General features: G+C 31.1%; 27 protein-coding genes. 19 read left to right on the top strand and 8 right to left on the bottom strand.

What is annotated here, in order from left to right; genetic code table 11:
• Window positions 1–131: 131 nt before the first annotated feature.
• A complete protein-coding gene (locus G9F72_RS25360; RefSeq protein WP_164957163.1) occupies window positions 132–989 on the bottom strand; it encodes an AraC family transcriptional regulator in 858 nt (285 codons plus the stop codon).
• 252 nt (window positions 990–1,241) lie between these two features.
• Between G9F72_RS25360 and G9F72_RS25355 the strand changes: the two genes are divergently transcribed.
• Window positions 1,242–2,159, top strand: a complete 918-nt coding sequence (locus G9F72_RS25355) for an aldo/keto reductase family oxidoreductase (RefSeq protein WP_164957162.1) — start codon at window positions 1,242–1,244, stop codon at window positions 2,157–2,159.
• Between the two features lie 153 nt (window positions 2,160–2,312).
• On the opposite strand, the gene G9F72_RS25350 is transcribed toward G9F72_RS25355, so the two are convergent.
• From G9F72_RS25350 to G9F72_RS25335, 4 genes are all read right to left on the bottom strand, one after another.
• The gene (locus tag G9F72_RS25350) at window positions 2,313–2,699 is read right to left on the bottom strand and encodes a thioesterase family protein (RefSeq protein WP_164957161.1); all 387 of its coding nucleotides are present in this window, start codon (window positions 2,697–2,699) and stop codon (window positions 2,313–2,315) included.
• Between the two features lie 91 nt (window positions 2,700–2,790).
• Window positions 2,791–4,056, bottom strand: coding sequence for a hypothetical protein (locus tag G9F72_RS25345; RefSeq protein WP_164957160.1), 1,266 nt, complete (start codon window positions 4,054–4,056; stop codon window positions 2,791–2,793).
• Window positions 4,057–4,176: 120 nt separating this feature from the next.
• Complete coding sequence (locus G9F72_RS25340; protein WP_164957159.1) at window positions 4,177–4,557, bottom strand: HsmA family protein; 381 nt, start codon at window positions 4,555–4,557, stop codon at window positions 4,177–4,179.
• A gap of 117 nt (window positions 4,558–4,674) precedes the next feature.
• Complete coding sequence (locus G9F72_RS25335; protein ID WP_164957158.1) at window positions 4,675–5,211, bottom strand: TetR/AcrR family transcriptional regulator; 537 nt, start codon at window positions 5,209–5,211, stop codon at window positions 4,675–4,677.
• Between the two features lie 342 nt (window positions 5,212–5,553).
• On the opposite strand from G9F72_RS25335, the gene G9F72_RS25330 reads away from it, so the two are divergent.
• The 9 genes from G9F72_RS25330 (at window position 5,554) to G9F72_RS25290 (ending at window position 15,245) form a co-directional block, all read left to right on the top strand.
• Window positions 5,554–6,591 (top strand): LacI family DNA-binding transcriptional regulator, encoded by a 1,038-nt coding sequence (locus G9F72_RS25330; protein WP_164957157.1) that lies wholly within the window; start codon window positions 5,554–5,556, stop codon window positions 6,589–6,591.
• 14 nt (window positions 6,592–6,605) lie between these two features.
• Window positions 6,606–7,274, top strand: coding sequence for a deoxyribose-phosphate aldolase (gene deoC / locus G9F72_RS25325; RefSeq protein WP_164957156.1), 669 nt, complete (start codon window positions 6,606–6,608; stop codon window positions 7,272–7,274).
• Window positions 7,275–7,322: 48 nt separating this feature from the next.
• Window positions 7,323–8,648, top strand: coding sequence for a pyrimidine-nucleoside phosphorylase (locus tag G9F72_RS25320; protein WP_164957155.1), 1,326 nt, complete (start codon window positions 7,323–7,325; stop codon window positions 8,646–8,648).
• 265 nt (window positions 8,649–8,913) lie between these two features.
• Window positions 8,914–9,603 (top strand): response regulator transcription factor, encoded by a 690-nt coding sequence (locus G9F72_RS25315; RefSeq protein ID WP_164957328.1) that lies wholly within the window; start codon window positions 8,914–8,916, stop codon window positions 9,601–9,603.
• Window positions 9,596–11,041: a sensor histidine kinase gene (locus G9F72_RS25310; protein WP_164957154.1), complete on the top strand. Its 1,446-nt coding sequence runs from the start codon at window positions 9,596–9,598 to the stop codon at window positions 11,039–11,041. Before G9F72_RS25315 ends, G9F72_RS25310 begins: the two co-directional genes overlap by 8 nt.
• A 10-nt stretch (window positions 11,042–11,051) precedes the next feature.
• Window positions 11,052–12,608, top strand: a complete 1,557-nt coding sequence (locus G9F72_RS25305; RefSeq protein WP_164957153.1) for an FGGY-family carbohydrate kinase — start codon at window positions 11,052–11,054, stop codon at window positions 12,606–12,608.
• 236 nt (window positions 12,609–12,844) lie between these two features.
• Window positions 12,845–13,126, top strand: a complete 282-nt coding sequence (locus G9F72_RS25300) for a DUF503 domain-containing protein (protein ID WP_164957152.1) — start codon at window positions 12,845–12,847, stop codon at window positions 13,124–13,126.
• 114 nt (window positions 13,127–13,240) lie between these two features.
• Complete coding sequence (locus G9F72_RS25295) at window positions 13,241–13,777, top strand: hypothetical protein (protein ID WP_164957151.1); 537 nt, start codon at window positions 13,241–13,243, stop codon at window positions 13,775–13,777.
• Between the two features lie 97 nt (window positions 13,778–13,874).
• Window positions 13,875–15,245 carry an MATE family efflux transporter gene (locus G9F72_RS25290; protein ID WP_164957150.1) on the top strand — a complete coding sequence of 457 codons (1,371 nt, stop codon included), beginning with the start codon at window positions 13,875–13,877 and terminating at the stop codon, window positions 15,243–15,245.
• Window positions 15,246–15,313: 68 nt separating this feature from the next.
• Here G9F72_RS25290 and G9F72_RS25285 read toward each other — a convergent pair whose 3' ends face one another.
• A complete protein-coding gene (locus tag G9F72_RS25285) occupies window positions 15,314–15,610 on the bottom strand; it encodes a zinc ribbon domain-containing protein (protein ID WP_164957149.1) in 297 nt (98 codons plus the stop codon).
• 163 nt (window positions 15,611–15,773) lie between these two features.
• Between G9F72_RS25285 and murI the strand changes: the two genes are divergently transcribed.
• From murI to G9F72_RS25250, 7 genes are all read left to right on the top strand, one after another.
• A complete protein-coding gene (gene murI / locus G9F72_RS25280; protein ID WP_164957148.1) occupies window positions 15,774–16,565 on the top strand; it encodes a glutamate racemase in 792 nt (263 codons plus the stop codon).
• A 182-nt stretch (window positions 16,566–16,747) separates the two neighbouring features.
• Complete coding sequence (locus G9F72_RS25275; protein ID WP_164957147.1) at window positions 16,748–17,188, top strand: hypothetical protein; 441 nt, start codon at window positions 16,748–16,750, stop codon at window positions 17,186–17,188.
• Window positions 17,189–17,332: 144 nt separating this feature from the next.
• Entirely contained in the window at window positions 17,333–17,848 is a 516-nt protein-coding gene (locus G9F72_RS25270) for a peptidylprolyl isomerase (protein ID WP_164957146.1), read from the top strand.
• Between the two features lie 54 nt (window positions 17,849–17,902).
• Window positions 17,903–18,277: a DUF3783 domain-containing protein gene (locus G9F72_RS25265; protein ID WP_164957145.1), complete on the top strand. Its 375-nt coding sequence runs from the start codon at window positions 17,903–17,905 to the stop codon at window positions 18,275–18,277.
• Between the two features lie 165 nt (window positions 18,278–18,442).
• On the top strand, window positions 18,443–19,108 hold the full coding sequence (locus tag G9F72_RS25260) for a S24 family peptidase (protein WP_164957144.1): 666 nt from the start codon (window positions 18,443–18,445) through the stop codon (window positions 19,106–19,108).
• A 187-nt stretch (window positions 19,109–19,295) separates the two neighbouring features.
• A complete protein-coding gene (locus G9F72_RS25255; RefSeq protein WP_164957143.1) occupies window positions 19,296–21,095 on the top strand; it encodes a heme NO-binding domain-containing protein in 1,800 nt (599 codons plus the stop codon).
• Window positions 21,096–21,125: 30 nt separating this feature from the next.
• Window positions 21,126–21,791 carry a phosphatase PAP2 family protein gene (locus G9F72_RS25250; protein WP_164957142.1) on the top strand — a complete coding sequence of 222 codons (666 nt, stop codon included), beginning with the start codon at window positions 21,126–21,128 and terminating at the stop codon, window positions 21,789–21,791.
• A 77-nt stretch (window positions 21,792–21,868) separates the two neighbouring features.
• Here the strand turns inward: G9F72_RS25250 and G9F72_RS25245 are convergent, their stop codons facing one another.
• Window positions 21,869–22,759, bottom strand: coding sequence for a radical SAM protein (locus tag G9F72_RS25245; protein WP_164957327.1), 891 nt, complete (start codon window positions 22,757–22,759; stop codon window positions 21,869–21,871).
• A gap of 127 nt (window positions 22,760–22,886) precedes the next feature.
• Window positions 22,887–23,963 (bottom strand): transporter, encoded by a 1,077-nt coding sequence (locus G9F72_RS25240; protein ID WP_411955973.1) that lies wholly within the window; start codon window positions 23,961–23,963, stop codon window positions 22,887–22,889.
• A gap of 226 nt (window positions 23,964–24,189) precedes the next feature.
• Here G9F72_RS25240 and G9F72_RS25235 point away from each other — a divergent pair, with 226 nt between their 5' ends.
• The gene (locus G9F72_RS25235; protein ID WP_164957140.1) at window positions 24,190–25,266 is read left to right on the top strand and encodes a hypothetical protein; all 1,077 of its coding nucleotides are present in this window, start codon (window positions 24,190–24,192) and stop codon (window positions 25,264–25,266) included.
• A gap of 112 nt (window positions 25,267–25,378) precedes the next feature.
• Window positions 25,379–26,308: a TIGR01212 family radical SAM protein gene (locus G9F72_RS25230; protein WP_187356057.1), complete on the top strand. Its 930-nt coding sequence runs from the start codon at window positions 25,379–25,381 to the stop codon at window positions 26,306–26,308.
• Window positions 26,309–26,421 lie beyond the last annotated feature (113 nt).

The following is a 26,421-nucleotide window of genomic DNA, read 5'->3' as shown; positions in this document are numbered from 1 at the left end:
GAAATGTATTCTGATAATTTTGGTGATATTTTCTACATTGAAATAGGCGCAACATGTGTTGTGGGGATTTTTAGCTAGAAAAGCCCTTGTAACAATTTTAACATCGGTTATTATAAATATAGTAATGTTTTTTATAGTTGGCATTGATGATCGGTTAGGCTTTCTGCTCTATATCCCTTTGGGGAAATCCCCTTATATTTTTTAAAAATTTTAGAAAACAGAAAAGGATCATTATAGCCTATGGAATTTGATATCTCATTAATAGATAAGCTGGAGCTTGTGAGTAAATCACAGGCCTTTTGAAGTCTAAAATTTATAAGGTAATTTTGTGGCGGTATGTTCAATATATCTGAAAAAAGGTGACTTAGGTATTTTCGATTTATTCCAACATAAGCTGCAATTTCTTCTATGCTTATTTTTCTTGAATAATTAGTGTCTATGAATTCAATGGCCTGTTTTATATAGGTGTCTTGATGTTTAGTGGAATTTTTATCTATATTAACTAAACTTGTCTCTTCTATTAAAATGGATAGTAGATTATAAAAGTTGCTAAGGGATTTTAGATCCATAGATTTATCACATTTAGTAGCATCGAAAATAGCTTGAAAGCAATCATTAATATGATCCTCGTTAGTACATTTAAATACGGGGCTACTAACACTTAAATTTGCACGATTTAAATAGGTTTCTGCATTAACCCCATTAAAGGCCACCCAAGAATAATTCCAGGGTTCTTCTGAAACAGGTTTATAGGACACAAGTATATTTGGACATATTAAAAAACCATCACCTTTTGCCAGGCAATAGGTTGTATCTCCTACTGTTAATATTCCGCGTCCACTGTGCACATAATGAAGTTTATAGTGATCTTTTATGCCAGGTCCCCAAGAAAAATCATTCTCACAGTCACCTGTACCGCAATAGTATAGTTTTATGTCTAGGTTTAATTCTAAATTAATGTTTTCATTTTTAGGCTTAAAACATATCATATTTTTATCTCCATTACCTTTAGTATTTTAAGTCATTATAACATTTTTTGAAGTCATTATGAAATGGTCTTTCTTTATAATAATGGGTATAATTATATATGTAATAGTAATTTAGAAAACCAAGCACTGACATAAATAATAGAAATATAAATTTACAATTAAAGAAAAGAAATAATAAGGCATATGAAAATAGATTATAATACTGAATTGTTATTTATTTGAATGTGCCTAACATAGAGGAAGGTGTAAATTATGAAAAAAAATTATATTGCCAATGGAGAGATATGCGCATCTGAGATTGGGTTAGGATGTATGAGGATAAATAGTCTTGCAAAGAATGAAGCATCAGCACTTATCAATACTGCAATGGAAGAGGGCATCAATTTTTTTGATCATGCTGACATTTATGGTAAGGGTGAATCTGAGGAGGTTTTTGCAGATGCTATTGATATGAAACCTAGCACTCGAGAAAAAATTATAATTCAAACTAAGTGTGGTATAAGAGATGGATACTTTGATTTTTCTAAACAGCATATTTTAAATTCTGTAGAGGGGAGCCTTAAGCGTTTGAATACGGACTATATAGATATTATGTTACTTCATCGCCCTGATACGCTTATGGATCCAGAAGAGGTTGCGGAAGCATTTTCAAAGCTCCATAGCAGCGGGAAAGTTAAATATTTTGGAGTATGTAATCAAAACCCTATGCAAATTGAACTGCTAAATAAATATTTAAATAACAAAATCATTATAAATCAGCTACAATTAAGTATAACAAATACTGGCATGATTGATTCTGGACTGAATGTAAATATGCAAATTGCTCCCTCCATTGATAGAGATGGAAGTATTCTTGAGTATTGCCGCTTAAAGGACATTACTATACAGGCATGGTCTCCCTTCCAGTACGGTTTTTTTGAAGGAGTATTTTTAGATAACGATAAATTCCCAGAGCTAAACAATAAAATAAACGAAATTGCAGCTAATAAAGGTGTAACCAATTCAGCCATTGCAATTGCGTGGATTCTAAGGCATCCTGCTAAAATTCAGCCATTAGTGGGCACAACGAATGTAAAGCGTTTAGTGGATATTTGCAAGGCTTCGCGAGTTGAACTAACAAGACCGGAATGGTATGAGATATATAGGGCAGCTGGGAACAAGCTTCCATAGATAGCTGACCTATAGACGATGCTTCGGATACAGATTTATAAACAAGGACTTACTGTTTAAACAGCAAGTCCTTGTTTATCTTTTTTAGTCCTATTTTTTTCAGCAACTCGCCTAGTTACTATATGGTAAAAGTCCATATTAGCACACAGCCCTTTAATTTTTACTTAAAAAATCTCCTAAGTTAATCACATGCTGTTCATATATTCCAAAGCCTATTTTATATTCTTCATTGAAGGCTTCTACATTATAACGAAGCTTACTGCCTTCAATTGCTATCAATGTTGCTTTTATAGTAACGTTCATATTAACAGGTGTTGGATTTATATGTTCAACATTAATTTTGGTACCAACAGGTCTATAATTTTCAGGCATATAGTCAATTACTACATGTGTAGCTGTATCTTCCATAAATCCAATCATACTAGGCGTAGATAGCGTAGTGACACCTTTGTTTCCAATAAAATCTGCTGTATTTTCTGGCTTCACTATATATTCCTTAGCAAGGCTTTCTCCAACTTTCAAAAGAGCATCAAAATTCATTTAATAACCAACCTTTCAATTCTTCTATGATAATGTATAACAAAATTTATAAATTATTATATCATAGAATTTGTTGGTTTAGTTGTAAAAGTTAATCCACATCAGTAGCTATTAATATAACATCATCTATGGAGTAGCCGCGGGTGCTTTCAAAAGTCGAATAATTATTCTTTATCTTTTTATAAAGTTTTCTTGTATAGGACATTCTAAAAGGATAGTATTTCTCAATATTTTTAATGTACTCTTTACTATATAAATTATAGTTCTGTGAAATTGCTTCAAAAATAAGAGAAACTAAATTTTTCTTCAAGAACTCTTTCATTTTATAGGATTCTTTTGAAGTAAAACCCTCATCTAAATCTATTATCTTGTTAGAAAAATCAAACAGAGCATTGGTAATATTATCTAAAGACCATTTTTCTGAGGTTTGAGAAAATATAGTCATATGTTCGTTTTTAAGATCTTCTTTTGCATCCTGCAAGTCATCACAAAACTGAAGCAGTGCTCCATAAGCAAATATAAAATCTGCTTCCGATTCAGAAAGGCTTCCATTTACAAGATAGGCATCTGCAAGTACGGAGCAACCACCTTTATCAGTACTTATTCCTAGAATATCCTTTTCATAAGGTGAAGTCACACCCTTTTGTTGGATAAGACTATCACATTGAGCAGCGTGTATGCATAAAAGACTTTCATATACGTTGCTATAGTGCGCCCTAGGATACTGACCCTCAATTATGCTAACTAGTTTAAATAGCGATTCTTCGTAGGAATTGCTACATTTTATTTCTTCACCTTCGAGTCTTAGTTTGAATCTCTCATTAATTGATTTTTTATCCTCAAAGGATATTAAATTGCTGTCTAAATAATTATCAGTATAGGGATAAAGCGTGCTATAAGCAAAAATTGAGGGGGTATATTCCACCTTTAGGTTAAAAAGAACTTGGAGTATATTCATAATCCAAACATTTCGAAGCGCTTGGACCATTTTATCTAACCTTATAGTATTATCGAATTCTTTAACGCTGCAAATAAACCTATGAGTTATAATTGGAAGCGATTTTGAGAAATCACCATTAATTTCATCTTCAGTAAAGCCGGAAGCGTGTCCAAAGTTTTTTATCATGGACCACAGAGTATTTCGCCAATCTACTCGCTGATGTTCATCTTTAGGACATTCCTTTAGGTAAGAAAATAGATCATTCAAAAATTTGTTCATATGTTTTTCTCGTATAATTTTTTCTTTAAAACTAATTTCCTGGCTGAAGATAGGAGAACATTTATCTGTGTCCCACCATAATTTTATATATTTATCCTTAAGCTTTTCTATCATCTTACATACAATTACGTTATCCATAATTCACCTCTTTTTACTAATTATAATGGGGAGTGCTGGATTTGTATAGTGCTAAAGAAATGAAAGTAAAAACCGCACTGAATTTTTCCAGTACGGTTTTCATTTTAGCTAAATTAAATTTTATTTTACCATGTGAGCCGCAGCTCCAGAAATAAAAGGAACCAACCATATAATCCAAACTACTATACTGAATTTATGGAATTTGGCTATCATATTTTCATCTTTCTTAATAAGAACCACTGCTGCCCATATAGCATGAATGAGCATTAGAACTATAGCAATAACACCAGTAATTCCATGTAAATTAAAGCCTGAGACTACTTGAGTTGAACTGCTTGCTATACTTTCCATAAGGAGCGTTCCAGTTGTATCACATACGAGGCCCAGTAGGAATAAACCTAAATGCCAAGGTTTAAGTGTTCCTTGAAGTTTCTCACTCCAAACACCGATTGTATAAAATACAAGAGCTAAAGTTATAAAAATAATTGCATAAATTAACATAATTACATCCTCCATTTTTTTTATATTTTTTAGTTGAATTAAACATTGTGAACTGTGTTCATAATGTTTTAAAAGAATATCTTATATTACTTTCTAATATAAGATAAAAAATTACTATTAAATTTTCAAATTATCGTATAGCTCATCAAAACTTATAAATTTGTTTTTGTTAATATACATTAAGTTAGAAACAATAAGTTCTGCAAGTTTATAAGAAGAAAGAGTGGAGTGTACGGTACCTTTAGATTTTTCAATATCTAACAATTCACTTATTTTAATATATAGAACATCGTATCTGTTAGCTTCTCTACATCTGTAATCATTTCCATTAAGCATGGCCATTTCATAAAAAATTGGTATATAGCTATTTACAAACATTCCAATAGATACATATATTTTTCTTATTTTTTCTTTGCAAGGCTCCTCGGTATGTTTAAGTTCATCTACAAGATTAGATACTTTCTTCCAATCTTCTCTAAAAATTTCAGCCACAAGATCTTCTTTAGTTGAAAAATAGTTGTAAAAAGTACCCGTGCCAATAGTACAGCCTTTTGCAATTTCTCTTATGTTTAAATCCTTAAAGCCTTGAGTTAATAGAATTTTTTTAGCTTCTAATATTATAGTTTCTCTTAAATTTTCAATAACTTTGGGCATATTGTCACCTCTTTTATGAACTATGTTCATTATAGCACTTATATTTTATTAGGTCAAGTATATCACAAAATATATTATCATATTTCACTTGTTAGTTATTTTTAACCATCTATTTTAAAATACTGTTTTAAAATTCATAGAAAAATCCTAAGAAATCCTATTGAAATTTACATAACCTTGAAGTATACTAGATATGAAAGCGGTAACATATATCAGAAAATTAAGTCTATTATATAGCATATTTAGGTGATAATTTAACATCTATATAGTGCATTATAAACTAAGTTTCAAAACTAGTTATTCAGAATTTTGTAAGCGTTTTCCGATGTGAGGGGGATTAAAATGGCAGTTACAATAAGTGATATTGCGGTAAAGGTTGGAGTATCCCATGCAACTGTATCAAGAGTTTTAAACAATTCAGGTTATGTAAAAGATGAAACAAGAGAAAAAGTTTTAAAAGTAATAAAAGATTTAAATTATACGCCTAGTGCTATAGCTAGAAGCCTATCCACAAGTAGAACTAATACTATTGGCGTTATAATCCCTGATATAAACAATCTATTTTTTGGTGAGATAATTAAAGGTATTACTGAAATTGCTGATGAGAATAACTTAAATATAATTCTTTGCAACACTGATGAGAATAAAGATAAAGAATTAAAGGCTATTAATGTTCTTAAAGAGCAAAGGATTCAAGGCCTCATTATAACGCCAACCTTCTACAGGAACTCAGACAATAGTGAAAACTTAAATGCACTTAAGAACCTAGGAATCCCAATAATTTTAATAGATGGTCATGTTGAATATCTGGAATTTAGTGGGGTTTTTATAGACCACATAAAGGGTGCTTATGATGGAACGGTTGCTTTAATAGAAGCGGGTCATACCAAAATAGCTATAATTACAGGAGATATGAAATCTAGACCAGCAAAAGAAAGATTGCTAGGATATGAAAAAGCCTTAGAAGCTAATAATATCCCTGTAGATAAGGAATATATCTTTTATGGTGATTATACACAACAGACCGCTTATGAAATTACAAAGAAAATATTGAAAATGGACAATAGGCCTACGGCTACTTTTGTAAGTAACAATACCATGATTTTAGGGTGCATAAAAGCTTTATATGAACAAAAGATGAATATACCGCGCGATATGGCTATTATAGGCTTTGATAAGGTTGATGTTTTAAATATAATAGGTATGAATATCAGTTTTGTCAATGGCCCATCCACAGAACTTGGTAGAATTGGTATGAAAATGTTATTAGAAAATTTGAAGAGCAAAGAGCTCAAATCAATTAAAAGACAAACCATTTTGCCAGAGCTTATTTTAAAAGGATCAGAAAAGTATATAGAAAAAAATGAGAATAAAATATAAAGGAGAAGATTAATATGAAAATAGAGCAATATATAGACCATACACTATTAAAACAACAAGCAAGTGAGGAAGATATTATAAAAATTTGCGATGAAGCTAAAGAATATGGATTTGCTTCAGTGTGCGCTAACGCATATTATACTTCATTAGTAAGCAAAGAACTAAAAGGAAGTAACGTAAAAACTTGTATCGTTGTAGGATTTCCATTGGGAGCTACTACCAAAGAAGTAAAAGCCTTTGAAGCTAAACAGGCTATTGAAAATGGTGCACAGGAAATAGATATGGTAGTTAATGTTGGCGCTATAAAATCAAATAAATATGAAGTAGTAAGAGATGAAATTAAAGCAGTTGTTGATGTTTCTAAAGGACGCGCCTTAGTTAAAGTTATAATAGAAACCTGCCTTCTAACTGACGCGGAAAAAGTTAAGGTTTGCGAAATAGCTAAAGAAGTAGGAGCAAATTTTGTAAAGACTTCAACTGGGTTCTCAACAGGAGGGGCAACGGTTCATGATGTAAAATTAATGAGAAAAACTGTAGGACCTGACATGGGAGTTAAGGCATCTGGAGCAGTAAGAACCTCTGAAGATGCAAAAGCTGTTATTGAAGCTGGTGCCAGTAGAATAGGAGCTAGTAGTTCTATAGCAATAGTTAAAGGAATTAAAGATTCAAACTCTGATTATTAAATCTGAAGATATGCAAAAAATAAAACAAGTAATTGGAGGTTGAGTACTATGCGAATGTATGATTTAATAATGAAAAAAAGAGATGGTAACGAACTTACTACAGAAGAAATTAATTTTTTTGTAGGTGGATATACAGATGGAACTATACCAGATTATCAAGTTTCAGCACTACTTATGGCTATCTACTTTCAAAAGATGAATAAGAGAGAAACAGCAGATTTAACAATGGCTATGGTTAATAGTGGTGAAACCATTGATTTATCTGCTATTAAAGGTGTAAAGGTTGATAAACATAGTACTGGAGGTGTAGGTGATACAACTACATTAATACTTGGACCTATTGTTGCAGCCGCAGGAGTACCAGTTGCTAAAATGTCAGGAAGAGGGCTTGGACATACTGGTGGCACTATTGATAAGCTAGAATCCTTTGAGGGCTTTTCAACTGCTATGTCAATTGAAAAGTTTATGCAAAATGTAAATGAAGTTAAAATTGCTATAGGCGGTCAAACTGCTGATTTAGCGCCAGCAGACAAAAAGCTATATGCACTTCGTGATGTTACTGCAACTGTTGACAATATGTCTTTAATTGCAGGAAGCATAATGAGTAAAAAAATAGCTTCAGGGGCAGATGCCATAGTACTTGATGTAAAAACAGGCAGCGGTGCATTTATGAAAAATGAGGATGATGCGTTTGAACTTGCCAGAGAAATGGTTGATATAGGAAATAATGTGGGTAGAAACACTATTGGCGTAATAACTGATATGGATCAACCACTAGGATATGCAATTGGTAATGCACTAGAAGTAAAAGAAGCTATAGATACATTAAAAGGTGAAGGCCCTGAAGATCTTACACAACTTTGCTTAACCCTAGGAGCACATATGCTTGTACTAGGAGAAAAAGCAAAGGATGAGCAGGTCGCAAGAGAAATACTTGTGGATATTATAAAATCAGGAAAAGGCCTACAAAAATTAAGACAACTTGTGGTAGCACAAGGTGGAAATCCAGCTTATGTGGATGATTCATCCATGTTCCCATTACCATCTATTGTAGAGCTAATTATATCAAGTTGCGAGGGCTATGTAAAAGCAATAAAAGCTGATGACATAGGAAGAGCAGCCTTAGTTTTAGGTGCTGGCCGTGAAACTAAAGAAAGTATAATAGATTTATCAGTTGGTATTGTTCTTAATAAAAAAATTGGAGATTTTGTAAAGAAAGGCGAAGCTATTGCAACTATTTATGCCAATGATGCTGTAAAACAAAAATTATCTACAAAAATGATATTAGATGCATATGAAATAGTACAAGAAAAAATAATAGCTAAACAATTAATCAAAGGTATTGTTACAAAAGATGGGATAACAAGATATTAATTAAATATTCTAGAAAGCAAAGAATAGAGGGGGTAGACCTTCTATTTTTTATTTTCTATTCTTTTAGTGCGCTAAGAAAAGTATATATTACGTAAACTTCATTTGAGCGCTAGCGAGTTTGCACTTTTTAGTATCTCTCATTAAAATTTGTTTAGAATTACTCAGCGATGCGAAATGAAGTTGTAGTAATATATACTTTTCCATTTTTGTTGAGTTTAAGTGTACTTTGGAGGTACAATGTATATAGGAACGGGGGGATTACATGATGAATATTCTAATTGTAGAAGATGAACAAGATATAAGAGAATTGCTAGAAATTCATTTATCAAAAGAAGGATATAGGATTTTCACAGCAGAAGATGGAGTACAAGCTTTAGATATATTTCAAAATGAAGATATAGATATTGCACTACTTGATGTTATGATCCCAAAAATTGATGGGTTTAAGGTTTTAAAAAAGATTAGAGAAACTAGTGAAATACCGATAATTTTTATAACTGCAAGAGAAGAAGAGTCAGATAAGATTCTTGGGCTTGGACTAGGTGCAGATGATTATGTTATAAAACCTTTTAGTCCTATTGAAATAATTGCACGAGTTAATGCTCAGCTACGACGATATTATAAATATTCTAATAAAACTCATAAAACTGGAACAGTAATTGGAGAATTAATGCTTGATAAGGAAAGTTGTAGTATTTATAAAAACAACGTAGAATTAGCTTTAAATCCAAAGGAATACAGGCTACTTGAGTTTATTTTAGAGAACCCAGGAAAGGTATACACTAAAAAACAGCTATATGAAATAGTTTGGGAAAATCCATATTATGGAGACTCAAATACTATTATGGTGCATATAAGTCATATTAGAGAAAAGATTGAAGCTGATCCTAAAAACCCCAAATATTTAAAAACCATAAGAGGCATTGGATATAAAATGGAGAAGAATCATGATTAATAAAAATAAATTAAAGAAAATAGCCACATACTTTAAAAGTAAAAAAATGGAAACGCAATTATTTATAAATTATATTTTCTTTCTGATTATTTTAATTGGGATCTTTATATTAACCATGGGATCACTACTATTCTATTTTTCTATTAATTATAATGATTCAACAACAAATAATAGTACAGCTTTATATATTATAAACCAAAATTATAAGGATATTAACGTTTCAAATTTTATAAAGCACAAGGGCTATGTGGAGGTACTTGATAAAAACCTAGTTATAGTTATGGAAAATGGAAGTAAACATAAAATCGGATTTAGATACCCCGTAAAATATTATGAAGATATGATTACTAATAATTTAAAGGATGGTTATTTTTATACTAGTAAATATGGAGATGGGAAAGATTTTATTTTAATTACGGCTATGCCTGACAGTATTTTTGATGCATATACCTGGGGACTTGAACATAAAGACCAAATAGAAGAAGCCAGTAACCCTAAAAAGACTAGATTTACTTTTTTAACGATATTTCCCTTTATAATATTTATATTTTTATTATCTACAATGATACTTTATTCAAAACTTACATCAAGGATTTTTGTTAAACCCTTAAAAAAACTTTTGCAAGGGGTTAATACTATAAAAAATGGCGAATATTCAGCCAGAGTTGAAATTAATTCTTTAAATGAAATAGGCCAACTAAAGGATGCTTTTAATTCCATGGCAGAAAAAATACAGCAAGAAAAATTACTAAAGAAAAAAGCAGAAAATAACAGAAAAAGAATGATTCTTGATATATCTCATGATTTAAAAAATCCATTAACAAGTATATTAGGATATTCAGAATTTTTATTGGAAAATGATGATATTTTACCAGAAGATAAAAATAAGTTGTTAAAAGTTATTAATAATAATAGTAGACGTGCAAATGATTTAATTCAAGATCTTTTTGAGTTTTCTCGTGTTGAAAGTACGGAATACAAATTAGATATAGGCAAACATGATATAGGTGAGTTTTTAAGAGAACTTATTGCAGGATATGTTCCAATGATGGATCAAGTGGGTGTGAAATACCAGTTTGATATCACCGAGGATGAAGTGGAGGTTTCATTTGATAGAAAAAACTTAGATAGGGCTTTAAGTAATATTATACTAAATAGTATTAAATATAATAGCCCCGGGATTACAATCAGCATCAAGCTTTTAATATCTTATAGCAGGGTTGTAATTATAATTGAGGATGATGGGGTAGGAATACCTGATGAATTTGAAGGGGATATTTTTGAACCTTTTGTTAGAGTAGATGCTACAAGAAACTCCAAAAATGGTGGTACAGGGCTTGGACTTTCCATATCAAAGGCTATAATCGAAAAGCATGGAGGAAGTATATGTTTAGTACAGGATATAGATAAAGGTTGCAAATTTATAATCAAATTATAGGGGGACAAAAATGAGTGATAAGTATGTGCTTACCATAGATTGCGGAACACAAAGTATAAGGGCGCTTATCTTTGATAAAAATGGAACATTGATCCATAAGAAAAGAAGAGAATTTGAACCTTATTTTTCGACGTTCCCTGGCTTTGCAGAACAGAATCCAGAGGTATATTGGGATAATTTATGTATAGTATGCAAAGAGCTTAAGGCTGACTGCCAAGATATTTGGAAAAAGGTAGAAGCGGTAGTGGTAACAACCATGCGAGATACATGCATTAACCTAGATAAAGAGCAAAATGTACTAAGGCCCGCTATTCTTTGGCTAGACCAAAGAACAGCAGATGTGGTCGACGAGTTCTCAAGTATTGAAAATTTAGCATTTAGAACTATTGGTATGAAGGAAGCTATTAGCATCTCACAAAAAAAAGGGAAGGCTTATTGGATAAAGCAGCATGAACCAGAAATCTGGGAAAAAACAGATAAATATATTCTTATTTCGGCATATTTTCATTTTAAGCTTACTGGAAAAATTGTAGATTCAATAGCTAATCAAATAGCACATATACCTTTTGATTATAAAAACAAGTGTTGGCCAAAAAGTAATATGAGTTATAGGTGGACACTTTTTGGAATAGAAAGAGAAAAATTGCCACTACTTGTAAATCCAGGCGAAACCATAGGACAAATAACAAAGGTTGCATCGGAGCTTACAGGAATAAGAGAAGGAACTACTCTAGTAGCTGGGGCTTCAGATAAGGGTTGTGAGACTTTAGGAAATGGATGTTTAGACACTAGCTCTGCAAGTATAAGTTTTGGGACTACTGCCACAGTGCAAACTACATCAAAGAAATATATCGAACCTATAAAGTTTATGCCTTCCTACCCATCTGCTATGCAGGGATATTATAATCCCGAGGTAGAAATATTCAGAGGATATTGGATGATAAGTTGGTTTAAAAAAGAATTTTCTATGAGAGAGATGAAGGATGCTCTTCTCAAGGGGATATCACCAGAGGTCCTTTTAAATGAGAGATTAGATGAAATACCACCAGGTTCTCATGGACTTATTCTCCAGCCTTATTGGGGTCCAGGACTAAAAATGCCAGATGCAAAAGGTGCAATAATTGGTTTTGGGGATGTACATACTAGAGCACATATTTACAGAGCAATTATAGAGGGCATTAACTATGCGCTGCTTGAGGGAATTGAAAAAATAGAGAAAAAAACAGGGAAAAAAATAGTGGAGATTGCAGTTTGTGGAGGCGGTTCACAAAGTGATACTATTTGCCAAATAACTGCGGACATGTTAAATAGAAAAATATATAGGGGGCAAACCCATGAAATATCAGGACTTGGAGCTTCGATTATAGGCTATGTAGCCTTGGGAGTATATAGATCTTATGAAGAGGCTATAAAACATATGTTTAAAAGGACAAAGGAGTTTACGCCTAATACTCGTAATTCTGAGATTTACTCAAAGCTTTATAATAAGGTATACCTAAAAATTTATCCTAGCCTTAAGAATTTATATAAGGACATTAAAGAGATAACAGGATATCCAAAATATTAAAGGTTTATGTAGATGTAGAACGCAAAAGAAGAATTTCTAAATGCAATTTCAATAGCCCTTTCGCTACTTATTGCAAGTCACTCCGGATAAATTTTATACTTACTGTAGATACTATCCGCCACATTCATACATGATTTAATCTTCATGAGTGCAATTCATAATTCGATGTTTTTGGGGTATAATTAAACTATAGAAAGTAAAATTAGTGCTACAATGAATAGAAAGGAAATAGAATTATGATTATAGGTACAGGTAAAATATATTTATATGCAAATTGGGTTCATTCATTAAAAGAGAAAAGAATGATACTAAGAAGCACCATAGCCAAGGTGAAAAACAAGTTTAATGTTTCTATAGCTGAGGTTGAGAATCAAGATTTACACCAATCTATTGTTATTGGGATTGCCTGTGTTAGTAATGATTCGAGACATGCTAATAGTATTATACAAAATGTACTGGACTTTATAGAGGATAATACAGAAGCTATTGTGGAAAAAGTGGAGATGGAAATTTTATAAATTTTATCTTAACCAAAGGGTTTTAGGCTTATGTGTAGAAATATTATATATGAGTGGTTTTAACAAAACAAACAATTTATTTAATAGACAGTTGATATTGAAAGGAGAAATGAAATGTTACAAAGAATTAAAGTGAATTTAGAAGCGGTAGAAGCTATGCTTTATTTTTGGCAAGCGGCAAGTGAAAAAGAGAATGTGGCAGAAAAATTTTTCTATGACGTAGCTGATATGCCAGGGTTAACCTGTGCCTATGATGAGGAATTTAATGGAGAATCAGTAAGAAGAGCTTTAAGTGCAATAAAGAATAGGGAACCTTTTACTGGAAACAAGAAGGAAAGAAAATTTTGGAATAACAATATGTGGATGATGGAGGACGCTGAGTATACAAATGCTATGGCTGCCCCTATAAAGAAACTTAATTTGGCGAGTCTAGTAGGGAAACTTTCACAACTTAAAGGTGCTAATAAATATAATGAAATAGAGGTTATATTCTCACCACTACATTCAGATGAGTATATAATTACAGGAAATAAACTAGTGATTAATTTCTTTAGAGTAAAGCCTGATTTTGTTGAGAATAAAACATATATTGGAGATATCGAACTTAATGAGTACATAGTAGAAAAATTAAAGGAATTAATAAATAAATAAATTAATAATATATGGATAAATAAATAATATATAAAATAACCAACATGGGATTTAATATAAGGTTGGTTATTTTGCATTATATGAAATGGGTGATTAGTTGGATAAATCAAAACAATTAGGAGAAGAGAATATAGGTAAGCTACTTATGAAGTTCTCTATTCCAGCCATTGTAGGCATGCTAGTTAATGCACTGTATAACGTGGTAGATAGAATATTTATAGGTCATATAGAAGGGGTGGGGAAGATTGCCTTAACAGGAGTTACAGTTACATTCCCCATTGCTAATATAATTCTAGCTTTTGGAATGTTAGTAGGAATTGGAACTGCGGCACTTATATCTATAAAACTTGGACAACAAAAAAAAGAAGAGGCAGAACGTATTTTAGGAAATGCCCTTACCCTCATTATCATAACCTCGATTTTAGTAACTATTATAGGGCTTATATTTTTAGAACCTATGCTATTAAAATTTGGGGCTAGTAGTGAGACCTTGCCTTATGCCAAGGAATATATAACAATAATACTTATAGGTGTAATCTTTCAAAATATAGGCTTTGGACTTAATAATTCTATACGATCTGAAGGAAATCCAAGAGTAGCTATGTTTACAATGTTAATTGGTGGAATATTAAATACAATTTTAGATCCACTTTTCATTTTTGTTTTCCATATGGGAACTAGAGGAGCAGCTATTGCAACGGTTATTTCACAAGCTGTAAATACTATATGGGTATTATACTATTTCTTTGGTGGAAAGAGTGTATTAAAAATACGCTACAAAAATTTAAGATTAAATGCTAAGGTTGTAATGGGTATTTTTGCTATAGGCATGTCTCCATTTTCCATGCAAATAGCAGCAAGTATAGTAACTATTATTTCTAATAGAAGTTTAGTTAAATATGGTGGTGATTTAGCCCTGGGATCTATGGGAGTTATTATGAGTATCGCCATGATGGTACTAATGCCTATTTTTGGAATAAACCAAGGGTGCCAACCAATTATTGGATACAATTATGGAGCAAAAAAATATAATCGTGTAAAGCAAGCTTTAAAACTGGCAATACTCGCAGCTACAGTGATTACAACCACTGGATTTATAATTATACAGTTATTTCCGAAACAACTTATAAGTATATTTAATAAGGACCCAGAACTGCTAGCTATAGGTGCCCATGGCATTAGAATATACCTATTTATGATTCCTGTAATAGGCTTTCAAATAGTTAGTTCCAACTATTTTCAAGCTATAGGTAAAGCTAAAATATCCATATTTTTAGGACTAAGCAGGCAAGTTATAATCCTTATACCATTGTTATTTATTTTACCAAGATTTTATGAATTAAATGGTGTATGGATGTCAGGGCCTAGCTCAGATGCAATAGCTTCAATTTTAACAGCCATATTCCTATTTGTAGAAATTAAACATCTAAATAGATTACATAGTGAAGATAAGGATGTAATTATATAAACATGATCAAAAAAATATATAAAATAGTGCGGTTCATCACTATTTTATATATTATACAAAATAAGCTTTTAGTTTTTATTATCAATTTTATGAAGTTCTTTTTCAAGAGCTTTTATGCGGGTTTCTATTTTCTTTAATGTATTACAATAATCTAATAGGGAGTCATCGATATGGTTATTAGTTTTGAAAAGTGTGTACAATTCCTTTCCCATATCTTTGTACAGATCTTCCATACTATTTTCTTCAGAATGAATTTTATATTTAAGTTTAGATATTTCGATAAAAATTTCAGACTTGTTTGAGATAACTCCAAATCCATTGCTTATTGAATCTTTTATTTTATTGAAATTAGGTGCCGAAGGCATAATGTTTCCTCCTTTATGTTATTATTTAACTAAATGGATAGACTTAATAATATATTATTTAATACAATGTGTATGTGTGACTAAAAAATGTGGTTATGATAATGTATAGCTTTCATTTTATAAAATAAATGTAGAATTATAATCTTAATATGGCGGTGATAATGTGAATAATAAAGAAAGACCAATAGGATTTTTTGACTCAGGAGTTGGTGGCATAAGTGTATTAAAGGAATCTTTAAAAATACTGCCCAATGAAGATTTTGTGTATTTCGGAGATTCAATAAATGCGCCTTATGGAACTAAAGATGTAAATGAAGTTAAAAAATTAACTTTTAATGCAGTAGATTTTCTTTTGGATAAAGGGGTAAAAGTAGTAGTAATTGCTTGTAATACTGCAACTAGTGCAGCTATAGATGATCTTCGTGAGAGATATAAGGACATACCTATAATTGGTATAGAGCCAGCACTAAAGCCTGCTGTGGAAATAAGTAGGGGTAAAAGTATAATTATTATGGCGACTCCGATGACACTTGCTGAAAAGAAGTTCAGTAATTTAATGGAGCAATACAAAAAAGAAGTAAACATGATATCTCTCCCCTGTGCGGGCCTAGTTGAACTCATAGAAAATGGTATTGTAGAGGGAGATCAAATTCAAGGTTATTTAAGAGATAAGTTAAAGGAGTTTATGCATCTAGATGTTGCATCTATAGTACTCGGATGTACTCATTATCCATTTATAAAAAATGAACTAGTTAAAATTGTTGGAGAAAAAACGATTATAATTGATGGAAGTGTGGGTACGGTAAATCAACTGAAAAGGCAGCTTACTCGCAATAATCTTTTAAATGAAAAGAAAACAAAGGGTATTGTAACTATATACAGTTCCTCTATAAATAGCAGTTCTTCTGCGAATAGTAACATGATAGATTTAAGTTACAAATTATTAAAAATTTAAATATTATTTTAGATGTTTTTGCATTTAACTTTAAATTAATTATAGCAACATCACCACTAGGCGAATACACTAAATTAGGCACATAAAAATAAATAACAAGTCAATCTATACTAGCATACCGACTTGTTATTTGTTTATTTTTGCTTATATAAACAAAACAACAGAAATAAGGTGATGAGGTAATGAAAGTATTCAAATTAGAAAAAAACAATGAACATCACATAGGGCATGATATATTTAACATGAGAATTGAGGAAAGTAAAAAAATCAATTGTATAATAATAAATAATCCAGTGCAAAGTAATTGTTTATGTGTTATAAATCATCTAGTATGTAAATCTGAAGAAAATAAAAATATTGCACATTTAATAATTGCAAGCGAGGATAAACAGTTACAAGATATAACTAGATTTGGCAGTTTAAATGTTGGATATGAATATGATAGAGCGGAAACACAGGGGAACTTAGAAATAGATATAGTTAATATTGATAAAAATAGAGAGATAGATATGCTGGAGGAACATTTTTTAATAATACTTCCAGGAGGAAATATCCATATAAAACTTGAGGAACCTCAAGAAAAAATGATTTTACAAATAAGCCTAGGTCAACAAGTAATTTAGTCAATTATTAGTTGTGGCATCAAAAAAAATGACTAGGTGGCATGCTAGTTATTTTTTTTAGATGCTTAATATATAAAAAATAGTAAATAATATAAAATGTGATATAATTTATAATGAATACATAACAAAAGGAGAGATAAATATATGAATCCAATAGTAACAATTAATATGGAAAATGGTAATATTATAAAGGCAGAATTGTACCCAGAGGTTGCACCGAACACAGTAAATAATTTTATTAGTCTTATAAACAAGGGATTTTACAATGGAATTAGTTTTCACAGAGTAATTCCAGGCTTTATGATTCAAGGTGGATGCCCTGAGGGAACGGGAGTTGGCGGACCAGGATATTCAATAAAAGGCGAGTTTTCTTCTAATAAATTTAAAAATGATTTAAAACATTCAACTGGTGTTTTATCAATGGCTAGATCTAATGATTCAGATTCAGCAGGAAGCCAGTTTTTTCTTATGGTAGCTAATTCTCCTCATTTAGATGGAAGTTATGCAGGCTTTGGTAAAGTAATAGAGGGTATGGAACATGCTTTAGAAATAGCTAAGGTAGAAAGAGATTTTAGAGATAAACCAAAGCAAGAGCAAAAAATAAAAAGCATGAGCGTTGAAACATTTGACGTGGAGTACAGCGAACCACAAAAAATGTAATAAAAGCATAGACGCCAGATTCTAAAAAATATTAAAGTGTAGGGGGAAGATAGTATGAAGCTTATTAATGAAAGACTTATCCTTGCGTATGGACTAACTGACACGGAAAAAGAAAAACTTAATAGTATACTATCAAAACAAGATATATTACCTTGCAAAGTGATTGAGAAAAACATGGGGCAACTTACAATTAAAGAAATATTGTGTAGCATAGATGCTAAGGAAAACAATATTGAATTACCCCATGAAAAATTACTTTTATTTAACAATTATAAGGATAAGGAACTATATGCTCTAATTGATAGTATAAAGGAAATTAAAAGCGCGGACACTATATTAGCCGCTGTAACACCAACATCTATAGACTGGACTGTTAGTTTTCTCTTGCAGCACCTAATGGAAGAAAGAGAAGCTTATAGAAAAATGTAAAATGGTATGAAAATGTAAATCTTCTGCTATACGTAGAAGATTTATATTTTGTGCTAAAATGTAATAAAGGGTTTCATATGGAATGAAAATGGTGTCAATTTTTAGATGCCTCAAATATTTAGAAATGCTTTAAAAATAATTATTCAATTGGAAAGGCGGAGAACTATGAGCAGAGTAGGAGATAAGATTAAAGCGGTAAGAGAATCAAAAGCAATAAGTCAAAAACAATTAGGTAAGAAAATCGGAGTTTCTGAAAGTTTTATAAACGAAGTAGAAATGGGTAAAAAAGTTATAAATGAAAAATTTCTAGAAAAAATATCAAAAATCCTAGGGGAAGAAATAGAAGATACCTCTGTATCCTTCCAAGCTGATGAATATGTAGAGGAAAGAAAACCTAAATTTGAAAGACCTAGCGTGGAAAAAGTACAAGAGGTCTGGAATGATGCCTTTAGTTCAGTTTTAAAAAATGTTGCTATTTATAAATATGATTTAGCAAAAGCTATAGGCATAAGACAAATGCCCATAATATCAAACAAAGTAGAAGGTCATGCTCAAGACAAAGTACTGTTTTTAGAAATAGAGAATGATGATATGCTTGGGTTTAGAATTTGCACAGGGGATATTGCCTTTGCTCATTTGACACATGAAATAGAAAACAATTCCATCTCACTTGTAGATTACAATGGAGAAAGAGTATTAAGACAAATAAAAAAATTGGATGGCAATAAAATATTGTTAATAAGCAATAGAGGTACTGTAAGAACTGATACAGTTAAGCATACGGACGTTAAAGTAATTGCAAGACTAGATAGGGTAGAGTTTAAGGTATAGTTAACAGTATTCATGAGAAAATAAAATGAAAATTCATAAACAAATGATAGATGTTATTAACAAATTACTATCATTAGGTTATAATATATATTAAAGAAAAGAGTTTAGTGGAATATTAAAGAGAAGAGTCACTTAATAATTTAGATAACAAAAAATAAACAATAGATAAAATAGGGGGATTAGTTTTATGAAAGGAACAGTAGTAGCCACTTGGATGAAAACTTGTAGAAAAATTTACGGTGAGAGTGTAGTTGATAGTGCTATGGAATCTGTGGGGTGGAATTCTAATAAAATATTTTCACCAGTGGAGAACGTAGATGATGGACAAGTTAAAAATGTAATAGGTAATATATCAAAAAAACAAAATATACCCATTGATAAATTGTGGGGAATCATAGGAAAAGATAATCTAATAGCTTTTCATAGAGACTTTCCTGCATTTTTTGACACTGAAAATGTATATTCATTTTTAAAATCGCTATTTGATATACACGTGGTTATGACTAAAAAATTTGCTGGAGCTAAACCACCACTAGTAGGTATAACACCTATTTCAAGTCGCCAGGCTATCTTTACTTATAACTCTAAAAGAGCAATGTTTGATTATTTTCTAGGGCTTTTAGATGGAACTTGTGAGTACTTTAATGAGAAAATTGAAATTGAACAATTAGAAAAAACATCAGATAGTTTAAGTTTAAAACTTACCTTTGAAAAGGATATTTATTATAAGAAAACATATAAAATTAATAAAATGTTATCTTTAGGATTTATTAAGAATATACCTGGAAAGGTAGGGGCATTTACTTTTATTATATCCTTACTGGTATCTATGCCAATAGTGGGAATAGATAATATGGTAAAGGTATTAGCACTTGCTGTAATTTCTGGAGCTACTTCAAGCCTTGCCTCATTTATAATGGGAAGACCTGCAAAGCTAATTTCACAGACTATAGATCAAATTAATAGCAATAATTACGTTGAAGATGGAGATATAGTCACTGGAGATGAATACGAAGAGCTATATAAAAAACTTAAAGAATATAAAAAAGGATTTAGAACAGATTTTGTTGAGTTTAAAGGTGTAACTGATGAGATGGATACCTTTGCTGAAAATATAAATAAAATTTCTACTAGTATGAATAGTACCTCTGAAGATATATCTGGAGTGGTTGATCAAATGGCTAACACTTCTTGCAGCCAAGCAGAGAATACTGAAAATGCTGTTTTAATCTTAAATGACAATATTAGATCACTGAAGGACATTGTTAAAAATGAAAATGATAACAAAGATGAATTAGAAAAAGCTATTGTAAAGATCAATAATAGCTATGAAAGTGTTGATAGTACAAGTAAAAATATACTTGGAACACTAGAAAAATTTCAAGAGGTTAAGGATAATGGTATTAGACTAGAAACCAAGGCTCATGACATAACAAATATAGTTTCAATTGTTTCTCAAATAGCGGAGCAAACAAATCTACTTGCTTTAAATGCATCTATAGAGGCTGCCCGTGCAGGTGAACAAGGAAGAGGTTTTGCTGTAGTTGCAGATGAGGTTAGAAAGTTAGCGGAACAGTCTAAGAGTGCCGTAGAAGAAATTAATAGCAATTTAATAGAATTTGTTAAGGATATAAATATACTTGTTAATAAAATTGGTAGTCAGTATGATATTCTGCAAAACGAAACTAAGGGGCTAGAAGAAGTAAGAGATATAAGTTACGGGGCTACAATGTCTGTCAGAACAGTTTCAGAAGCAATGATAAATACTATAAATGATTTAGACAGAGAAGCAAAATCCATTGCAAATATATATGAAACAATAGAGTCGCTAGCTGCAATTGCGGAAGAAAATTCTGCATCTTCAGAAGAAGTAAGTGCAAGTGTTGGAAGTTATACTAATGAAATAAAGAAGCTTATTGACAGCATATATGACTTTAAAAAGATAACAAGCTCCTTTAAAGATGAATTAAAAAAATATAAAATATAACTTTTATTACGGTGGTTAGGAGGGACCCAAATGGAGCAATTAGAAAAGCGGGTCGGGGCAACTGAATGGAAGGATATTATCAAAAGGGGATTATGGGGACTTAGCGTACTACTTATAAGTGTGTCATATCCAATATTAAATCAATTCAAAGGGGACACTAACTCTGTGCTTACCTTTGTGGACAAATTCATACCTTTTAATAAATATTTTATATTACCCTATGTATCTTGGTATATATTTATGGCGATTTTTTCTGTTGTTTTATGTATACTAGATAAAGAAAGGTATTTAAAACTACTTATAACTTTAAATATAGGTATGATTACATGTTATTTAATATATTATTTTTATCCAACATATGTTCCAAGACCTATGATAGAGGGAACCGATTTCTTCAGTAATATGGTTTTGAATTTGTATGCGGCGGATAATCCCTATAACTGTTTTCCAAGCATTCATGTTTTAGATTCTGTGTTAATAGCTTTGTATACTTTTGAATCGGATAAGGTTTATAAATCCACAAAAATAATTTGTATTTTTATATCCGTTTCCATAATTTTGTCTACTATGTTTATAAAGCAACATTATTTTGCTGATGTGGCAGCAGGTATAATATTCGCTTTTGTATTGTACTTTTCTTTTAAAAATTTCAAATTTAATTTTAGCAAAAACCAAAGCATTCAGTATATAGAATGATTATATCCTAAAAGGTTTCCATGATTAAAAATCATGGAAACCTTTTATTGTTAATTTCTTTTTGAAAAAAAGAGGTCTTATATTTGGCTTAAGTCAAAGTCAGGTACAAAATCTTTAGAGCAAGTTCCACTTTCTTGAATAAAGCATTTGGTGACACCTAGGGTTAAGCAGTAGTCAATTAGAGCATCATAATGATTAGGGTTTAAGGGTTTGTTTATTTCAGGATATTTAGCTACCTTATGCATAGGGGTATATTGATTCATTAAGCTAATATAAACTGAATCACTAAAGGATGAATGTATAAAATCTATTACTTTTTTAGAATCAAATAATAAGCCTGGGAGCATTAGGTGTCTAATTATTACTCCCTTTTGAATTAGCCCTGCATCATCAAATTTAGCTTTTCCTACTTGGGAAACCATTTCAGTAATAACTTGGGAAGCTGTATTAAAATAATTAGGAGCATTTGAATACTTAATTGCATATTTATCACTATAATATTTTAAGTCTGGTAAATAAACATCAATAAAACCACTTAAGGCTTTAATTGTATCCATACTTTCATATGCATTTGAATTATAGAGAATAGGAATGTTTAGGCCCCTACTTTTAGCAATTTTTAGTGCTTCTATTATCTGTGGCACATAATGAGTTGGAGTAACTAAATTTATATTGTGGGCACCTCGCATTTGCTGCTCTAAAAAGATTTCACTAAGTTGTTCTATAGATACTGCTTTCCCGGTACCTTCCTCACTTATGGTATGATTCTGACAAAATACACATTTTAGGTTACAATTGGAGAAAAATATAGTGCCAGAACCCATTGTTCCTGAGATACAAGGTTCTTCCCATTGATGCAAACTAACTTTAGCTATTTTTACATCCTCAGAAGCACTGCAGAGGCCTAATTCTCCATCTAATCTATTAACGGAACATTTCCTAGGACATAAATTGCATTTTTCTAGCATGTCTAAAAAAGATAAATTATTTAATTCTTCTGTACCTCTATTAATCATTTTAATCTCCTTGATTTATAATCTCGATTCTCATACATCTTAGAATATATAAGAATTGTACAATTGGATATATATAATGTCAATTCTGTTTTTTAGTGGTTTTCCTATAAAATATAATACATTGAACTAAAAAAATAAGACTTATGGCCCCGAAACCAGGATAAAGAACCTTGATTAAATTTTTAAAGCCAACTTGAGAAATAGGCAAAGCTATAATAAGTATTAAAAACACTGCTTTTTTATAAGGAATATTAAATTTTTTTTCCAGAGTTTTGCCTACACTATATATATCAGAAACTTCAGTAGAAAACATTTCAAACCAAATTACGCAAAGTAGAAGGATTTGCATTAACATACCAAAACGGTTTGTTATATATAGCAGTGGAATCTCATATTTGAAAATTTGAGGTATATTTAATAATAGCATTATATTTATCAAATAGCATAAAATGGTTAAAATTGTAGCACCTAATATAACTCCAGGAATAAGAATACGGTTATGTTTTATTTCCTGACTTATTGGGACTAGAACACCACTACAACACAGCATATTAAAACCAGCATAGAGTAATGTTGCAAAAAACCATTGAGCAGGAATGATATTGATTTTGTAAGAAGGAATTTGTTTTATATAGGAAACATTTACCATATCTTTGTAGAATATTAAATATAAAACGAATATAGTTATAATAATTGTTGTGAGAGCAGGTACTATAAAGGAGTTTATAGTTATTAGCCCTTTGGTATCTTTAAGTAGTGTATATAGAGAAATTATAGACATAAGCAAAATTCCTATCCATTTAGAAATACCAAAATATTGATGAAGAAGTGCACCGCTTCCAGCTAAAATTATGGCAGCACCACTAATTAAGAAAAAACTTGTAAAAACATCTGTAATCACACCAAAAAAACCTGGGCTTACAAGAGTTATAAGTTCAGTATAGGAGCTTAATTTATGTTTTAGACTAATAGAAATTATTATAGAACTTATTACAATATAGATTAAACCGCATATGAGAATTCCCCAGAAGCTCCTATATCCATAAGTACTAAAAAATTGAGTTATTTCCTGGCCAGAAGCAAGTCCTGCACCAACTATGGTACCTACAAACACTGCCGCAGTTTGAAATATTGAACCGATGTTTTTTTTCAAAATATCTCCCCCATAAAATTATTAAATTGTTAAATGTATACAAATGAGATGTTTGTCTTTATAAATATATGTATATTGTGCAATAATAAATAATGATTTTATAAATTAAAATTTTATTTAGTGGGAAACTATAATTAGCATAATGTATTTAACTTTGGAAAGCTTAAGTATAAAAGCAATTATAGGCTCTATCATTAAATCAAAATTGAATAAAAGGAGAGTGAAAATATTGAAAAAATTTTTAAGCTGCTTATTAATAGTATTTTATGTTTTGTCTTTTACAGGATGTGCAAAAAAAGAGGGTGAAGAAAAACCAAAGGTTAATGCTTTTGAAATTAAAACTGCAGGCAATGTAGTTGATAATTATATGAAGTTTATAATGAAGGAAGATTACGAAAATGGTAAAAAATTATATACTAAGGAGCTATACAAAAAAGCATCCAATATGACCATTAGTGATATGAAGATAAGGGGTTATAAAGTTATAGAAAGTAATGAAGTTGGCAGAAGCGGAGTTTTTAAGGTTAGAGTTACAAGAACATCCATGGTTAATGCTCAGAGTTGCCTTGATGAATATTCTATTAAAATTGTTAAGGATGGTGCAGAATATAGAATAAGTGAAGTTAATAGTGCACCACAAAAGGAAGCCTTTGTTGAAGGGAATGGTATTAGATTTCGAGATAAAAAAAATGTAAAAACAAATTTAATTATTGATGTAGCGGGTTTCCCTAAATATGTATATTCACGGGATGATGGAGCACAGTTGTATAAGGTAATAGTGCCCTTAAAAGAATTCAGTCCAATAAATTTTAGTTATGAGGGCGATAAACTTGCAGTTAGCACCTATGATAAAAATTCCTTTATTGGTATTGTAAGTATTGATGAGTCACTAGCAGTTCAGGGTGATGCTGGAAAACCAGGTAGCCAGACTTCGCAAGGTGGAGGGTCTGATGTAATAGCTAAGGAGAAACCAATTGGAAAGGAGTTAATCTCTTTAGATTTGCTGCTCGATTGCAAAGTGGAGTTTATGACCTTTTCCCTAGATGAAAAGTTTCTGCTTGTACAATATATTAAAGAAAACATGGGAAAATATATAAGAGTATATAAAGTAGACAATGGAGAGGTGATTCCTGTTAATTTTGAAAAAGATTATCCAATAGAAAAAGTTCAGATAGTATTTTCTTCTTTTGGTGAGGATAGCTTGATTTATGAAGTAATACCTAAATCAAATGTTACTAGTACAGAAACTGATATTATAGGTAAATGGAAATTAGATTTAAAGGACTTTACAGTAGATAAATTATAATTAATACATTCTTTATAGTCTATGAGGTATAATTAACCTAGTCTTTTATAAAATAACTAGTCTAATGATTAGTTATTTTATTTGTTTGTTAAATAAAGAAAGGGTGAGATTATTGCAGAAAACATGGGGTGATAAAAGATATCACAGTTTAAATTATTTTTTAAGGGAAAAATTCGGTGATAAGGTTTTTAAGATTGCTTTAGACGCTGGATTTTCTTGTCCTAATAGAGATGGAACTATCAGCAGCGGAGGATGTTTGTTTTGTAGCCAGCGAGGTTCAGGAGATTTTGGTGGGGATAGGAGATTTTCTATAACAAGTCAATTTGAAGATATAGTTAATATGATGAGTAAAAAATGGAAATCAGGAAAGTATATTGCTTATTTTCAGGCTTACACCAATACCTATGCTTCCATAGAGGTATTAAGAGAAAAATATGAGGAAGCAATATCCCAGGAGGGGGTAGTGGCGCTGGTTATAGCTACTAGACCTGATTGCTTGGATGATGCGGTGCTAGACCTTATAGAGGAATATTCACATAGAGTATACACCTGGGTAGAACTAGGCCTTCAAACCTGCAATGATGAAAGTGCAAAAATTATTAATAGAGGATATAAACTATTGAAATTTGAAGAGGCTCTCAAAGAGCTAAATAAAAGAAATATTGATGTGGTAGTTCATACTATTTTTGGTCTTCCAGGAGAAAGCGCACAGGACATGTTAAAAACAATAGACTATGTGGCCCATAAAGATATAAAAGGTATAAAAATGCATTTGCTTTATCTTGTGGAAAATACACCAATGGTTGAGCTATACAAAGATGAAAAGCTTAAGTTTTTGGAAAAAGATGAGTACATAGATATAATTACCAGGTCAATAGCTATGCTTCCGCCAAATATGGTTATTCATAGATTAACAGGTGATGCACCAAGGGAGCTGTTAATAGGGCCTATGTGGAGTTTGAAAAAATGGGAAGTCTTAAATGCCATAGATAATAAATTAAAAGAAATAGATTTATATCAAGGGAAAAATTATAAAATTTAGCTTTTAGCACCAAGGCATTTGTGTCTTTCTACAAATTAACTTTAACACTTTTGGGGGTTTTGCAACTAGATAATTGTGTTTTAAAGGTTTACAATGTATATAGAAAAACAATT

Origin of the sequence: Clostridium estertheticum (assembly GCF_011065935.2) — a bacterium.
Classification (GTDB): domain Bacteria; phylum Bacillota; class Clostridia; order Clostridiales; family Clostridiaceae; genus Clostridium_AD; species Clostridium_AD estertheticum_A.
The sequence above is the reverse complement of the archived record's forward strand: the minus strand, read 5'-3'. Positions and strand labels throughout refer to the sequence as shown.

Bases quoted from the DNA above. Each gene is read 5' to 3' on its own strand.
- G9F72_RS25360 (WP_164957163.1), bottom strand. From the start codon at position 989: ATGATATGTTTTAAGCCTAAAAATGAAAACATTAATTTAGAATTAAAC.
- G9F72_RS25355 (WP_164957162.1), top strand. From the start codon at position 1,242: ATGAAAAAAAATTATATTGCCAATGGAGAGATATGCGCATCTGAGATT.
- G9F72_RS25350 (WP_164957161.1), bottom strand. From the start codon at position 2,699: ATGAATTTTGATGCTCTTTTGAAAGTTGGAGAAAGCCTTGCTAAGGAA.
- G9F72_RS25345 (WP_164957160.1), bottom strand. From the start codon at position 4,056: ATGGATAACGTAATTGTATGTAAGATGATAGAAAAGCTTAAGGATAAA.
- G9F72_RS25340 (WP_164957159.1), bottom strand. From the start codon at position 4,557: ATGTTAATTTATGCAATTATTTTTATAACTTTAGCTCTTGTATTTTAT.
- G9F72_RS25335 (WP_164957158.1), bottom strand. From the start codon at position 5,211: ATGCCCAAAGTTATTGAAAATTTAAGAGAAACTATAATATTAGAAGCT.
- G9F72_RS25330 (WP_164957157.1), top strand. From the start codon at position 5,554: ATGGCAGTTACAATAAGTGATATTGCGGTAAAGGTTGGAGTATCCCAT.
- deoC (WP_164957156.1), top strand. From the start codon at position 6,606: ATGAAAATAGAGCAATATATAGACCATACACTATTAAAACAACAAGCA.
- G9F72_RS25320 (WP_164957155.1), top strand. From the start codon at position 7,323: ATGCGAATGTATGATTTAATAATGAAAAAAAGAGATGGTAACGAACTT.
- G9F72_RS25315 (WP_164957328.1), top strand. From the start codon at position 8,914: ATGAATATTCTAATTGTAGAAGATGAACAAGATATAAGAGAATTGCTA.
- G9F72_RS25310 (WP_164957154.1), top strand. From the start codon at position 9,596: ATGATTAATAAAAATAAATTAAAGAAAATAGCCACATACTTTAAAAGT.
- G9F72_RS25305 (WP_164957153.1), top strand. From the start codon at position 11,052: ATGAGTGATAAGTATGTGCTTACCATAGATTGCGGAACACAAAGTATA.
- G9F72_RS25300 (WP_164957152.1), top strand. From the start codon at position 12,845: ATGATTATAGGTACAGGTAAAATATATTTATATGCAAATTGGGTTCAT.
- G9F72_RS25295 (WP_164957151.1), top strand. From the start codon at position 13,241: ATGTTACAAAGAATTAAAGTGAATTTAGAAGCGGTAGAAGCTATGCTT.
- G9F72_RS25285 (WP_164957149.1), bottom strand. From the start codon at position 15,610: ATGCCTTCGGCACCTAATTTCAATAAAATAAAAGATTCAATAAGCAAT.
- G9F72_RS25275 (WP_164957147.1), top strand. From the start codon at position 16,748: ATGAAAGTATTCAAATTAGAAAAAAACAATGAACATCACATAGGGCAT.
- G9F72_RS25270 (WP_164957146.1), top strand. From the start codon at position 17,333: ATGAATCCAATAGTAACAATTAATATGGAAAATGGTAATATTATAAAG.
- G9F72_RS25265 (WP_164957145.1), top strand. From the start codon at position 17,903: ATGAAGCTTATTAATGAAAGACTTATCCTTGCGTATGGACTAACTGAC.
- G9F72_RS25260 (WP_164957144.1), top strand. From the start codon at position 18,443: ATGAGCAGAGTAGGAGATAAGATTAAAGCGGTAAGAGAATCAAAAGCA.
- G9F72_RS25255 (WP_164957143.1), top strand. From the start codon at position 19,296: ATGAAAGGAACAGTAGTAGCCACTTGGATGAAAACTTGTAGAAAAATT.
- G9F72_RS25250 (WP_164957142.1), top strand. From the start codon at position 21,126: ATGGAGCAATTAGAAAAGCGGGTCGGGGCAACTGAATGGAAGGATATT.
- G9F72_RS25245 (WP_164957327.1), bottom strand. From the start codon at position 22,759: ATGCTAGAAAAATGCAATTTATGTCCTAGGAAATGTTCCGTTAATAGA.